This is a genomic window from Brucella sp. NBRC 113783 (assembly GCF_040372265.1).
GTDB lineage: Bacteria > Pseudomonadota > Alphaproteobacteria > Rhizobiales > Rhizobiaceae > Brucella > Brucella teleogrylli.
Map to the genome: position 1 here is coordinate 361,461 of NZ_BAABRX010000001.1, position 13,713 is coordinate 375,173.

The following is a 13,713-nucleotide window of genomic DNA, read 5'->3' on the forward strand; positions in this document are numbered from 1 at the left end:
CAAATAAAACGAATATATAGAGGAGTCAAATTAATTTTAGAACTAATTAAAATACAACAATTGCGTATTATTATGAAAAACCAAAAGAAAAAGCCCGCTATAAAGCGGGCTTTTCCGTGTTTGCAAGAAGAGGGAAAAGATTAGTTCTTTTCCTGCTTCTTCAGAGCGGCACCGAGGATGTCGCCGAGCGAAGCGCCGGAGTCGGTCGAACCGTACTGAGCGACAGCTTCCTTTTCTTCGGCGATTTCGAGCGCCTTGATCGAGACCTGCAGCTTGCGGGTCTTCTTGTCGAAAGCGATGACGCGCGCGTCAACCTTCTGACCGACCGTGAAGCGTTCCGGACGCTGTTCTTCGCGATCACGCGAAAGATCCGAACGGCGGATGAAGCTGTCGAGGTCGTGATCGACCAGACGAACTTCGAGGCCACCATCGGTAACAGCGGTCACTTCGCAGGTTACAACGGCGTTCTTGCGCAGTTCGCCCGAAGCTGCTGCTTCACCGACCTTGTCGCCGGAAAGCTGCTTGATGCCAAGCGAGATGCGTTCCTTGTCGATATCGACGTCGAGAACGACAGCCTTGACCACTTCGCCCTTGTTGTACTCTTCGATAACCTGTTCGCCTGGACGGTTCCAGTCGAGATCGGAGAGGTGAACCATGCCGTCAACGTCGCCGTCGAGACCAATGAACAGGCCGAATTCGGTCTTGTTCTTGACTTCGCCTTCAACAACGGTGCCGGTCGGGTACTTCTGAGCGAACGTCGTCCACGGATTGTCGAGGGTCTGCTTGAGGCCGAGAGAGATGCGGCGCTTGACCGGATCAACTTCGAGCACAACGACTTCGACTTCCTGGGTGGTGGAGAGAATCTTGCCCGGATGGACATTCTTCTTGGTCCACGACATTTCGGAAACGTGGATCAGGCCTTCGATGCCCGGCTCGATTTCCACGAATGCACCGTAGTCAGTGATGTTCGTGACGGTGCCGGTGATCTTTTTGCCGATCGGGTACTTCGCGCCGATACCATCCCAAGGATCGCTCTCGAGCTGCTTCATGCCGAGCGAGATACGATGGGTTTCCTGGTTGATGCGGATGATCTGCACCTTGACCGTCTGGCCGATGGTGAGGATTTCCGACGGATGGTTGACGCGGCGCCATGCCATGTCGGTGACGTGCAGGAGACCGTCGATGCCGCCGAGGTCAACGAACGCACCGTAATCGGTGATGTTCTTGACGACGCCTTCAACGACCTGACCTTCTTCAAGGTTCTGGACGATTTCCGAACGCTGTTCCGCACGGCTCTCTTCAAGAACGGTACGACGCGAGACAACGATGTTGCCGCGACGCTTGTCCATCTTGAGGATTTCGAACGGCTGCGGGACGTGCATGAGCGGGGTGACGTCGCGGATCGGACGGATGTCGACCTGCGAACGCGGCAGGAAGGCAACAGCGCCGTCGAGGTCGACGGTGAAACCACCCTTGACCTGATTGAAGATCACACCGTCGACGCGCTCGCCATTGGCGAACTTCTGCTCGAGCTTGACCCAGCTTTCTTCACGACGTGCTTTTTCGCGCGAGAGAACAGCTTCGCCGAGAGCGTTTTCGATACGCTCGACGTAAACTTCAACTTCATCGCCCGGCTTCAGCGTGCCGTCTTTGCCCTTTGCGCCGAATTCCTTCAGCGGTACGCGGCCTTCGACCTTCAGACCGGCGTCGATGATCGCCATGTCCTTTTCGATGGCGACGATGCGGCCCTTGACGACATAGCCTTCAGCAAGATCGTTTTGCGCGAAGGATTCTGCCAGCAGGGACTCGAAATCTGCGCGGGAGGGGTTGGATTGAGACATATATACTCCTGATGCATCCGGAAAATTCATCGGATGCGGCGCCGGGGGTTCGTGTTGTACACTGTCCGACCTCGGCTCCGTCTTTGCAGACAACCGGCGCGTGGAACGCGAAGTCAGACTATTTGTTATTCGAGCAGCCTATATAGGGCCGACCGGGCATTTTTCCAGCATTTCCGGGGCAAATTCAGGCCAAAGAGCCTTAAAATGCTGGTCCGTTATGCCTTATGACGCGCGAGAGCCTCATCGATGAGGTTTTTCGCCGCCAGAAATGCCGCTTCTATACTCATTTCGCTCGTATCAAGCAAGTGCGCGTCTTCGGCAGGGCGCAAAGGAGAATCAGTGCGGTTGGTGTCGCGCTCGTCGCGCTTCTTCAGATCGGCGAGAATTTCGCCAAGGTCGGCAGCGCCGCCCTTTGAAACAATCTCGTCGTAACGCCGCTCGGCGCGTACTTCCGGCGAAGCGGTGACGAACAGCTTTATCTCCGCCTTGGGGCAGACCACCGTGCCGATATCGCGACCATCGAGGACGCTGGCCGGAAGGGCCGCCGCAAAATGGCGCTGGGCTTCGACAAGCGCACGCCGCACGGCTGGCATGACCGCAACCTTGGATGCGGCCTCGCCGATATCATGGGCGGAGAGCACGGTCTTGTCCATTTCGCGTAAGTCGAGATGGCGGGCCGCATCGGCTGCCAGCAGCTCATCATCAAGCGGCAGGTTCTTGTCGAGAAGCGCCTTGGCGACTGCGCGATAGGTCAGTCCGGTGTCGAGATGCGGTATGCCGTAATGCGTGGCGATGCGCCGGGCAAGGGTTCCCTTGCCCGAGGCTGCCGGTCCATCGATGGCGACGATGAATGGCTTCATTCGGCTTCGCTCGGCTCGATCTTCGCGCCCATTCCGGTCATGAGGTCCATGAATTCCGGGAAGGAGGTTGCGATCATCGTGCTGTCGTCAACGGTCACAGGCTTTTCAGAGGCAAGGCCCATGACAAGGAAGCTCATCGCGATACGGTGATCGAGATGGGTGGCGACGACACCGCCGCCGATGCCCTTGCCGTCGGGACGACCGCGAACGGTGAGCGACATCTCGCCTTCCGTGCAATCGACGCCGTTGACTTCGAGGCCGCGGGCAACCGCTGCCAGACGATCCGATTCCTTGACGCGCAGCTCATCAAGCCCGTCCATGATCGTTTCGCCTTCCGCGAAAGTCGCAGCGATGGCCAGCACCGGATATTCGTCGATCATCGAAGGCGCACGCTCCGGCGGAACGGTGACGCCCTTGAGCTTCGACGATTTCACGCGCAGATCGGCAACATCTTCACCGCCAGCGAGACGTTCATTAAAGACTTCAATATCAGCGCCCATTTCCTGCAAGGTGAGGATCAGGCCCGTGCGGGTCGGATTCATCAAAACATTGCGGATGGTGATATCCGAACCTTCGACCAGCAACGCTGCAACCAGCGGGAACGCCGTTGAGGATGGATCGCCCGGAACATCGATGGTCTGGCCGATCAGCTTACCCTGTCCGGTGATGCGGATATGGCGCACGCCATCCTTGTCGGTCTCGACGGTGAGATCAGCGCCAAAGCCCTGCAGCATCTTTTCGGTATGGTCGCGTGTCATGACCGGCTCGATGACGGTCGTGACGCCCGGCGTGTTGAGACCGGCCAGCAGCACTGCCGACTTTACCTGCGCGGAAGCCATCGGCACGCGATAGGTGATCGGATTGGCGACGCTCGGTCCCACGAGGGTCAGCGGCATGCGGTCGCCATCGGTCGACTTCACCTGCACGCCCATCTGGCGCAGCGGGTCAAGCACGCGGCCCATCGGCCGGCGCGAAAGGGACGCATCACCGATAAAGGCGGTGGTCATGTCATAGGTGCCGACGAGGCCCATTGTCAGGCGCGCACCCGTTCCGGCATTGCCGAAATCGAGCGGTGCTTCCGGTTCAAGAAGGCAGCCATTGCCGACGCCATGGATGATCCAGGTATCGCCATCCTTTTCGATCTTGGCGCCCATGGCCTGCATGGCGCGACCGGTATTGATGACGTCTTCACCTTCAAGCAGGCCGGTAATACGGGTCTCGCCCGATGCCAGGCCGCCGAACATGAAGGAACGGTGAGAAATGGACTTGTCGCCCGGAATGCGAATTTCGCCGGCCAGTGCCTCCGAGCGGCGGGCGACTGCAGGTTTCGGGGAAGCGGAATGGGACATGGATTTTTCACTGTCGCATTTTTGGCGCGATCGCGCGCCGGGATTGAGAGATAAGCGGGGCTTCACTAGCATAGTAATACCATGCGGTCATCCGCGAATACGCCATCGATGGTCTGCCGGACGCGCCTATAATAAAGAGTCTTGGCTATTCGGCGTCTTTCGCTTTGACAAACCCGCTAAATTGCGTTTATGCACCGAACAACAAAGGCAAAGACGCGGCACCGTCCGCTGTTCCTGCTGTGGACCGGTCTTTCGGTATATTGCGGGCATATGGGTGGTCTGACAGGATCAGCCGGCGCGTTTTTGAAATGAATTTATGCCCCCGGATGAAAAGTGGCCCCCGCCACAGGCGTAACGGGAATAAAACTCACGAGGCTCAACGTGGCAAAAGCTGAACTTGGTACCAAGCGCATCGACCCGGAAACGGGCAAGAAGTTTTACGATCTGAATCGCGATCCGATCGTTTCGCCTTACACCGGCATCTCCTATCCGCGTTCTTATTTCGACGCGAATGCAGAAGCCCGCGTCGTTGAAGAAGAAGCCGAAGAGGAAGAACTGGATACGGCACTGGAAAAGCCGGATTTCGTTTCTCTTGAAGATGCCGACGATGAAGCGAAGGGTGGCGGCGACGATCTGCCGGATCTGGACGACGACGATGTCGATCTGGGCGACGACGATGACGACACCTTCCTCGAAGAGGAAGAAGACGAGGACGACGATATGTCGGGCATCCTCGGTGGTGGCGTCGGTGGCGACGACGAAGAAGGCTGATCCCGCAGAATCAGCTTGATTTCCCAGTGTTTACGACAGGGCAGCCCACGGGCTGCCCTTTCTTTTTCGGCCTGCGCAGAGGCCGCTTTCCACAGCCTCCGGCGGCAGAAGCGGACAATCGGCAAATTATTTTCGCAGATGTGAAAAGAGTTGCGATTTAGCTCTTGATCTTCTGGCAAACGCCATTTAATAAGCCGCCACACCGGACAGCAAGTTCTGTCTGGCCCGCCTCGAAAGAGGTCTGATGGGGCCATAGCTCAGCTGGGAGAGCGCCTGCATGGCATGCAGGAGGTCAGCGGTTCGATCCCGCTTGGCTCCACCATTCACTTTGTGAATTGAACTTCCCCTTGTTTTCGATGTCTTGGCGTGCATGCCACATGCGCTCGCGTGCCACAAATGCGTACCACGGTACTGACCAAGTTCATCCTTGCATCTGTCTGATTCGCTCCATTCATTACGATTCAGGCTCTAAGCGCAAAATCTGCGAAAGACGAATATGTAGCAATATACTGCTGTATATTGTTGCTTAAGCTTCTGCTAATTATTGCAATTAGAGCATTTCCAGCAAAAGTGCGTAGCGTCTACGCGAGGAAATCAGTCGACTGGACTGATTTCTGATCCCGCTTCGATGCCTATAAACAAATGGATAGAGCGGTCCCACGATTCCGTTTCAACCGCAACTGCTCTAGAAAATGCAAAGAATATTTTGTTGGAGTCCGTTCCGAATAAGAATTGTTTTTATTAAAATATCTCGAATATAATTCAAAAAATCCCGCCTATAATCGCTGAAAGTATCTTCATATTAGTAATTTTGCAACAGAATATATTTTTATACTTAAAAAGGATAGTTTATGAAAATTCCTGCTAAATTATTTACTGCCGCTTCGATCGTATTTTCATTTATCGCTATGCATGAGAATGCTTACGCTAATGATTACAAAAAATGTCCGGACAATACAACCAAGGTGCATATTAAGGCGATTTCCTATGAAGGATCTAATTATTACCCAACATTTTCGATAGAAGAGGATAATAGAAATACGTGGCTAACTTTGTCGAAAAAATCTGGATTGAACACAGAATATGGCCGCGCTATGTATGCTCTTTTGCTTGCAGCTAAATCTGGTTATTATCCTGTAACTTTATTCTGCGATAATAGCAACGGCGATGTAAAGAAAATCGATATGGATCCAAAGTAATATATTTTTATTATTTGTTAAATATAATTGAATATATTTCTCATATTATTTTATATTTATATAATTTATTGGGTAAACATATGTATAAAAAGAAGGCTATCCTTGGTTCTCTTATAGTCGTTCTCGTTACTTTTCCGATGAGGGCCAATGCAGTTGATCCTCCTCTCAAAGGTGCATTTTCATTAGCGCGTCAATTAAGGGCGGTCGCCCCCTTTCTTTCGTTGTCCCGATACACGCTTGATCTGACGAGGAATACAGCGACTCGCCAAGGCTCTCCGCAAGAGTTTCCCATAGAGGCAAGTCGCCACCATATTATTCCTCAAGAACGTCTTCGAGCTTTTTTTGCAACCGTAGTGGCACACCCAGGCCATTTACGGAGGTTGCATACAGCCTGGATTAATTTCAGGATCATGGCGCGGAGTACGTTTGGTCAGATGGCTGCGGATTCTCTTGATCGCAGGCGAACGGCTACTTGTCCTGCAATAACGTATGCTGAAGTTGCACAGGCTATGGATCTTGCGGATGGTTTTGCGAGTGGTCGAGTGGTGCCTGGAGGAACGATTGAGCCAGAGGGCTTAGATGCGTTCAGTGACTATTTTTTGTGGGCTCCGGGAAACTTGTTTGAGGGGCCATCAGGCATGAATAGAGTGGATGATCCCGCGCACGCGCCGCGAAATGATCCTCGATATCAAAACGAGAATGAAGGTTTTGAAATTTATGCAGAATACATTGTAGGACGTGATAGATTTCAGTATCTCAGTCGACTTAATCGCAATATGTATAATTATATTCAAGATCCATCAGGAAATGAAGGTCTGCTTCGACAAATATCTGCTGATCTTACGCATCTTTACAGAGAAAGCAGTACAAATTATCGCATAACACCTTTAGATCCTGATCAGTGGGAGAGAGTTGGCGTTTTAGGAGGGAGACTTTATCGGATCAGGAGACACACACGACAGAAGAGGAGTGCTTCTTTAGTGGAAGACCAGATACAGAATCCGATTGTCACGGATAGTTCAACTAAGTGTTTATCCCGTATTGTGCCACATGACATCTCAACTTCTGTGCTATCGATGCTTCTTCTCGAATAATCGTTAACTGCTCGGATGATTCATCCTGTTTAATTTCAAGGCTCATCGCGGAAGCCAGAAGACGGTGATTGCTGAGAGCCTGTTCCAAAAAACGTCCTATATATGCGAAAATGGCAATTTGAGATTTGCTTTCGCATAATCTGAACCGAAAAGTCTGCAGCTTTTTGGGATTATGCGAGGCTTCCGGTGCTCACGTGCCATGAATACGCTTCGCTCTGGTATTCGAGAATCACCATTTTCGCACACATGCCGCTTTTTGATTCAGGCTCTGAGAGCCCGACGTTCGATTTTTGTCGAATTTCTTGTCCGCAAGATCATTTCACACTCGACTTTATCGCGGAAGCATATACTGACATCCCTGTGCATATTGTTTAAGATGTCTTGTAATGAAACGGCTTCCTGACTTCGACGGTCTCCGGTTTGTATTGTGTCTCGGGATCGCATTCTTCCATTATTCTTTTCGGGTTTCCGTGAAGAACGATGCACTGTCTGATCTTATATCAACATTTGCTTATTTTACCGATGTCTTTTTTATAGTCTCCGGTCTCTTTCTGGCGCGGCGCGCAAACTATATCTGGGACCCGCGCCACTACGCTGCTTTCATGGGCAAGCGCCTTGCGCGAATCTATCCGCTGCATCTGGTGACCTTTTTGTGTTTCGCGCTCATATCGGTGCTGACGGCCAAGGGGTTTTTACACCCCGCTGTGCTGCCGAACATGAATGTGTGGGACGGTGTGGCCCAATTGTTCCTCGTGCAAAGCTGGGGATTCGGCGAAAGCCTGTCCTATAATTACGTCAGCTGGTCGCTCAGCGCGCTGTTCCTGATGTATCTGTGTTTCCCGCTCTTCGATATGCTGTGCAAACGGCTGGGCAGCGGTGTGCTGGTTGTGGTCGCCATTGCCTTGCTGGGCGGCGAATATCTGGCGCGCTCGGTCGGCACACCATCGCTGACGCGGATACAATTTGCCGATATCGGCGTGTTTCGCGCGCTGCCGTCGTTTCTGTTCGGCATGTGGCTGGCGCGGCGAAAGCATACCGATCTGCCGAAACCGCTGATTATGCTCGCTCTCGCCGGCTGTTTGGTGGTGTTTCTGTTTTATCATCCACAAAGCGCGATGGATGGCGTTCAAACATTGGAAGGACCCTGGCGGCTCGTCTTCCTCTATTTTTGCACCTATATTCTCTATGCCGCGAGCATGCAGAACATCTACACGCCGTTGCGATGGAACGGCTTCGTGAAATTGTCGCGTTACAGTTTCGGAATTTTCATTCTTCACCCTCTGGTCGGCCAGTTTTTCTTCAAGATCGCCTTCGCGATACTTCCGGCAGAAGCCGCGCAGAGTGGCTTCAGCGCGCTTCTGCTGATTTCCGGCTGCACGTTGATCAGTGTGCTTGTCGCCATTGCTGCGTGGCATCTGTTTGAAAATCCGATCCACCGCTGGGCGGTGCGCCGCATCGACTTGTGGATGGACAGACTGGGTGAAAGCGCACCGATGATGCGCCGACGCGACGCATGACCCGGAAAAGCATGGACGTACCGGAAAGTCTCTTTTAGAAACCTCTGGCGGCGCAGCCCGTAACTGGTGTCTGCTGCGCCCGTGTCATGGAGGAATAATGAGCACCGAGCCCGTTTCCACGCAGTTTTCGCACGACCATCCGCTGTGGCAGCCCGATGCGCAACGCATCGCAGCCAGCACGCTGGAACAATTCCGCATTCGCGCCGAGCAGCGCACCGGCCTCAGCCTGTCGGATTATGCGGCGCTGCATCGCTGGTCGGTGGAAGATCGCGCGGGCTTCTGGACGCTCATCTGGGATTTCTGCGAGGTCATTGGCGAGCGCGGTGCAACGGCCCTTGTCGACAAGGGCCATATGCGCGAGGCGAAATTCTTTCCCGAAGCGCGGCTTAATTTCGCGGAAAATCTCCTGCGCCAGCAGGGCCATGACGACGCCATCGTCTTCCGTGGCGAGGACAAGGTGGAGCGTCGCCTGAGCTGGAACGATCTCCACGCGCTTGTCTCGAAACTCCAGCAATTCATGCTGGCCGAAGGCGTAGAGCCGGGCGACCGCATCGCGGGCATGATGCCCAATATGCCGGAGGCCGTTGCGCTGATGCTGGCCGCCAGCTCCATCGGCGCCGTCTGGTCGTCGTGCTCGCCGGATTTCGGGATGCAGGGCGTGCTCGACCGCTTCGGCCAGATCGAACCGAAGCTGTTCTTTGCCTGCGATGGCTATTGGTACAATGGCAAGCGCATTGAGGTGGCCGACAAGGTGGCGCAGGTCACGGCACAGCTGCCGGGATTGCGTCGGTCGGTGATCGTGTCCTATCTGGGCGAAGCGGAAGCTGTCGCGCAGAAGGCTGCGAAGGGCGTGGCGCTTGATGAAGCGCTGAGCGCCTTTGCCGCAAAGCCTGTCGAATTCACACGCCTACCTTTCGATCATCCGGTCTATATTCTGTTTTCCTCCGGCACGACCGGCATTCCAAAATGTATCGTCCATCGCGCGGGTGGGGTGCTGTTGCAGCATCTGAAAGAGCAGCGTCTCCATGCAGATATCCGCGAAGGCGACAAGTTCTTCTATTTCACCACTTGCGGCTGGATGATGTGGAACTGGCTGGCGTCGGGCATCGGTTCCGGGGCCACCTTGCTGCTCTATGACGGCTCACCATTCTATCCCGATGGCAATGTGCTGTTCGATTATGCCGCCGCCGAAGGCATGACCTATTTCGGCACATCGGCAAAGTTTATCGACGCCGTGCTGAAAGCCGGGCTGAAGCCGGGCGAAACGCACGACCTCTCGGCGCTGCGCACTGTTTCGTCCACCGGCTCGCCGTTGTCGCCGGAAGGCTTTGCCTTCGTCTATGACGCCATCAAGCCGGATGTGCATCTTGCGTCCATTTCCGGCGGAACGGATATCGTGTCCTGCTTTGTGCTGGGCGTGCCGACGGAACCCGTCTGGCTGGGCGAAATTCAGGGCGCTGGCCTCGGCATGGCTGTCGATGTCTGGAACGATGACGGCCAGCCGGTGCGCATGCAGAAAGGCGAACTGGTCTGCACGAAGGCGTTTCCATGCATGCCGCTGCAGTTCTGGAACGACCCGGATGGGGCGAAATATCAGGCCGCCTATTTCGAGCGCTTCGACAATATCTGGTGCCATGGTGATTTTGCCGAATGGACCGCACATGACGGCATCGTCATTCATGGACGTTCGGACGCGACGTTGAACCCCGGCGGCGTGCGTATCGGTACGGCGGAAATCTACAATCAGGTCGAGCAGATGCCGGAGATCGCCGAGGCGCTCTGCATCGGTCAGGATTGGGATAAGGATGTGCGGGTAGTGCTGTTCGTGCGGCTTGCTGAAGGCGTGACGCTGGATGACGATCTGAAGGCGCGCATCAAGACCAAGATCCGTACCGGCGCTACGCCGCGCCATGTTCCGGCGAAGATCGTCGCCGTCAGCGATATTCCGCGCACCAAGTCCGGCAAGATCGTCGAACTGGCCGTGCGCGACATCGTGCATGGGCGCGAGGTGAAGAACCGCGAGGCGCTGGCCAATCCGGAAGCGCTTGAGCTTTATCGGGACGTTCCTTCCCTGCAGGAAGACTGATTTCTATTCCTGCTCCGATGCGCGGGATGATGCGCAAACAAAAGCTGAACCGGCGACGAAGGTCGCCGGTTTTCGCGCAACAAAATTTCTTTATCCGGTAATAAATAGCCACAGAACGCCGCGCAAAGCCATTGCCTATTTGACCGCCACGGGACACTCTGACCAGACATAGCCGTCTTGAAAAAGATGGATACCGGGCAGAACTTGTGGAGGACGAGTATGTTTGCTTCGGGCATGAATTTCGGTCTTGGCGAGGAGATCGAAGCCCTTCGTGAGACCGTGCGCCGTTTCGCGGAAAGCCGCATTGCGCCGCTTGCCGCCGAAACCGACCGCAATAACGCATTTCCCATGCATCTGTGGCGTGAACTGGGTGAGCTGGGTGTGCTGGGCATCACGGCGCCGGAAGAGTATGGCGGCGCGGGTCTCGGCTATCTCGCCCATTGCGTGGCCATGGAAGAGATCAGCCGCGCCTCGGCCTCGATTGGCCTCAGCTATGGCGCGCATTCCAATCTCTGCGTCAACCAGATCAAGCGCAACGGCTCAAGCGAGCAGCGCGCCAAATATCTGCCAAAGCTCATTTCCGGTGAACATGTCGGCGCGCTCGCCATGTCCGAGCCGGGAGCCGGATCGGACGTGGTTTCGATGAAGCTTCGCGCCGAAAAGCGCGGCGACGCCTATGTGCTGAACGGCAACAAGATGTGGATCACCAACGGCCCGGATGCCGATGTGCTGGTGGTCTACGCCAAGACCGATCCGTCGGCTGGCTCGCGCGGGATGAGCGCCTTTATCGTCGAGAAAAGTTTCAAGGGTTTCTCGACCGCGCAAAAGCTCGACAAGCTTGGCATGCGCGGCTCCAACACCTGCGAGCTGGTGTTCGAAAATTGCGAAGTGCCTGCCGAGAATGTGCTGGGCGAGGTCGGCAAGGGCGTCAACGTGCTGATGTCCGGCCTCGACTATGAGCGTGTGGTGCTGGCGGGCGGCCCGCTTGGCATCATGGCGGCCTGCCTTGATGTCGTGGTGCCCTATGTGCACGAGCGCAAGCAGTTCGACCAGCCGATCGGCGAATTCCAGCTCATGCAGGGCAAGCTCGCCGACATGTATGTGACCTTCAACGCCTCGCGTGCCTATACCTATGCTGTGGCGGCAGCCTGCGACCGGGGCGAGACGACGCGCAAGGATGCGGCGGGCTGCATTCTCTACACGGCAGAAAATGCGACCCAGATGGCCTTGCAGGCAATCCAGTCGCTGGGCGGCAATGGCTATATCAACGACTATCCGACCGGGCGTCTGCTGCGCGATGCCAAGCTTTACGAAATCGGTGCGGGTACGTCGGAAATCCGGCGTATGCTGATCGGGCGGGAATTGTTTCAGGAGACCCGTTGATGCCGGTTCTAAAATCCGAGATATCGACGCGAAGCACTACCTATCAGGCTAACCGCAAGGCCATGCTTGAGGCCATCGATATCGTGGCCGAGGCGTCCCGCCTTGCCATCGATGGCGGCGGCGAGAAAGCGCGCGAACGTCATGTCGCACGCGGCAAGCTGCTTCCCCGTGACCGCGTTGCGCAATTGCTTGATCCGGGTTCGCCCTTTCTGGAAGTCGGTCTGACGGCGGGTCACGGCATGTATGACGGTGCTGCTCCTTCCGGCGGTATCATCACCGGCATCGGGCGCGTATCGGGACGCGAATGTATGATCGTCTGCAACGATGCGACGGTGAAGGGTGGCACCTATTATCCGGTGACGGTGAAAAAGCATCTGCGCGCGCAGGAGATCGCGGGCGAGAATCGCCTGCCCTGCATCTATCTGGTCGATTCAGGCGGGGCCAACCTGCCCAATCAGGATGAGGTTTTCCCGGATCGCGACCATTTCGGACGCATCTTTTACAATCAGGCGCAGATGTCGGCAGCGGACATTCCGCAGGTCGCCGTGGTCATGGGGTCGTGCACGGCGGGCGGCGCTTATGTGCCTGCCATGAGCGACGAGACGGTGATCGTGCGCAATCAGGGTACGATCTTTCTGGCTGGCCCGCCGCTGGTGAAGGCCGCGACCGGCGAAGTGGTGACGGCGGAAGACCTCGGCGGTGGCGACGTGCACACGCGGCTTTCAGGCGTGGCCGATCATCTGGCCAATGACGATGCCCATGCTCTCCAGATCGCGCGCGCCATCGCGGCCAATCTCAACAGTGAGAAACGCTCCTTCATTGCGAAGGGCGACGGTTCGGCCCCGCTCTATGACCCGGAAGAGCTTCTGGGCGTGGTTTCCGCCGATACGCGCATTCCCTATGATGTGCGCGAGGTGATTGCGCGGCTGGTGGACGGCTCGGATTTCAATGAGTTCAAGGCGCGCTACGGCGCCACGCTGGTTTGCGGCTTTGCCAGCATTTACGGCATGCCGGTGGGCATCATCGCCAATAATGGCGTGCTGTTTTCCGAAGCGGCCACCAAGGGCGCGCATTTCATCGAGCTTTGCTGCCAGCGCAATATTCCGCTGGTGTTTTTGCAGAACATCACCGGCTTCATGGTCGGGCGCAAATATGAGGCGGAAGGCATCGCCAAGCACGGCGCCAAGCTGGTGACGGCGGTGGCGACGGCCAATGTGCCGAAAATCACCATGCTGATCGGTGCATCCTATGGCGCGGGCAATTACGGTATGGCGGGACGGGCCTATTCCCCACGCTTTCTGTGGACCTGGCCGAACAGCCGCATCGCCGTGATGGGTGGCGAGCAGGCGGCGGGCGTGCTGGCGACCGTCAAGCGCGACGGGATCGAACGCACCGGTGGAACATGGTCGGCGGAAGAGGAAGCGGAGTTCAAGCGTCCGACGCTTGAAATGTTCGAGCGCCAGAGCCATCCGCTTTATGCCTCGGCACGGCTTTGGGATGACGGCATCGTCGATCCGCGCAAGAGCCGCGAAGTGCTGGGCCTTTCGCTTTCCGCAACGCTGAATGCGCCAGTCGAGCCGACGCGTTTTGGCCTGTTCAGAATGTGAAGGGGG

Annotated in this window: 10 protein-coding genes and 1 tRNA gene; 8 read left to right on the forward strand and 3 right to left on the reverse strand. The window is 55.8% G+C overall.

Annotation, left to right across the window (positions count from 1 at the left end):
- Window positions 1–140 precede the first annotated feature (140 nt).
- The 3 genes from rpsA to aroA form a co-directional block, all read right to left on the reverse strand.
- Entirely contained in the window at window positions 141–1,841 is a 1,701-nt protein-coding gene (gene rpsA, locus ABWW11_RS01720) for a 30S ribosomal protein S1 (RefSeq protein WP_109368076.1), read from the reverse strand.
- 215 nt (window positions 1,842–2,056) lie between these two features.
- A complete protein-coding gene (gene cmk / locus ABWW11_RS01725; RefSeq protein WP_109368077.1) occupies window positions 2,057–2,701 on the reverse strand; it encodes a (d)CMP kinase in 645 nt (214 codons plus the stop codon).
- On the reverse strand, window positions 2,698–4,050 hold the full coding sequence (gene aroA, locus ABWW11_RS01730) for a 3-phosphoshikimate 1-carboxyvinyltransferase (protein WP_109368078.1): 1,353 nt from the start codon (window positions 4,048–4,050) through the stop codon (window positions 2,698–2,700). Before aroA ends, cmk begins: the two co-directional genes overlap by 4 nt.
- Window positions 4,051–4,431: 381 nt before the next feature.
- Between aroA and ABWW11_RS01735 the strand changes: the two genes are divergently transcribed.
- The 8 genes from ABWW11_RS01735 to ABWW11_RS01770 all read left to right on the forward strand — a co-directional run bounded on the left by ABWW11_RS01735 (window position 4,432) and on the right by ABWW11_RS01770 (window position 13,707).
- Window positions 4,432–4,821, forward strand: coding sequence for a TIGR02300 family protein (locus ABWW11_RS01735; protein WP_109368079.1), 390 nt, complete (start codon window positions 4,432–4,434; stop codon window positions 4,819–4,821).
- Between the two features lie 246 nt (window positions 4,822–5,067).
- A tRNA-Ala gene (locus ABWW11_RS01740) sits at window positions 5,068–5,143 on the forward strand.
- 529 nt (window positions 5,144–5,672) lie between these two features.
- On the forward strand, window positions 5,673–6,020 hold the full coding sequence (locus ABWW11_RS01745) for a hypothetical protein (protein WP_109368080.1): 348 nt from the start codon (window positions 5,673–5,675) through the stop codon (window positions 6,018–6,020).
- An 80-nt stretch (window positions 6,021–6,100) separates the two neighbouring features.
- Entirely contained in the window at window positions 6,101–7,114 is a 1,014-nt protein-coding gene (locus ABWW11_RS01750) for a hypothetical protein (protein ID WP_124915155.1), read from the forward strand.
- A 386-nt stretch (window positions 7,115–7,500) separates the two neighbouring features.
- A complete protein-coding gene (locus tag ABWW11_RS01755) occupies window positions 7,501–8,631 on the forward strand; it encodes an acyltransferase family protein (RefSeq protein WP_109368081.1) in 1,131 nt (376 codons plus the stop codon).
- 97 nt (window positions 8,632–8,728) lie between these two features.
- Window positions 8,729–10,717: an acetoacetate--CoA ligase gene (locus ABWW11_RS01760; RefSeq protein WP_319080579.1), complete on the forward strand. Its 1,989-nt coding sequence runs from the start codon at window positions 8,729–8,731 to the stop codon at window positions 10,715–10,717.
- A gap of 234 nt (window positions 10,718–10,951) precedes the next feature.
- Window positions 10,952–12,100: an isovaleryl-CoA dehydrogenase gene (locus ABWW11_RS01765; protein ID WP_171317214.1), complete on the forward strand. Its 1,149-nt coding sequence runs from the start codon at window positions 10,952–10,954 to the stop codon at window positions 12,098–12,100.
- A complete protein-coding gene (locus tag ABWW11_RS01770) occupies window positions 12,100–13,707 on the forward strand; it encodes a carboxyl transferase domain-containing protein (RefSeq protein WP_109368084.1) in 1,608 nt (535 codons plus the stop codon). Before ABWW11_RS01765 ends, ABWW11_RS01770 begins: the two co-directional genes overlap by 1 nt.
- Window positions 13,708–13,713: the final 6 nt, after the last annotated feature.